This is a genomic window from Arsukibacterium sp. MJ3, from assembly GCF_000987765.1.
Classification (GTDB): Bacteria; Pseudomonadota; Gammaproteobacteria; order Enterobacterales; family Alteromonadaceae; genus Alishewanella.
On sequence record NZ_LAHP01000137.1, the window covers coordinates 1 to 563 of the forward strand.

Sequence of the window (563 nt, forward strand, 5' to 3'; positions counted from 1 at the left end):
TGTGGCAATGTAAATCTATCCGCAAAGTGAGCCTCAATTAGAAAATATTCGTATATGTATTTAGTGTAGAAATACTGGCACAAAATAATGCCAATATCATACGCGATTTTTTACAAAAAATCGTTGACACTTTTTCCACAGACATTTAATGTTCTGTACAAGTTTACTCAGATGTCTAGAAAGGTATTTACTAACGCTATGCAACAGTTCGCATCGGTTCAACATCATTGGTGGTGGCACTCCCCTCGCGGGTAGTGGATGCATCTGTGCGTATTTAGTAAACGCAACTAATACAGAATTTCATTCAAAACCCGCTTCGTAAGCGGGTTTTGTCGTTTTTATTCCATAACAATAATTGGCATCAGCATGCAAAAACTAGGTCAGATTTTTCCCATATCGGTAGCCGCGCAATACCAAGCCGATCCAGTAGCAGTGTTGCAACGCTTATCAGCAAGCGAAGGCGAGCACATTTTGCTTGAATCAGCAGAAATTGATTCCCGGCAGAATCTGAAAAGCCTACTGATGATCGATGCGTCACTAAAACTAGTTTGCCGCGGACAGCG

Annotated in this window: 1 pseudogene; it reads left to right on the forward strand. The window is 41.2% G+C overall.

The annotated features are described in order from the left end of the window. Positions 1-366: 366 nt before the first annotated feature. Positions 367-563, forward strand: a pseudogene (locus VT06_RS17175) (anthranilate synthase component I); the annotation flags it as partial.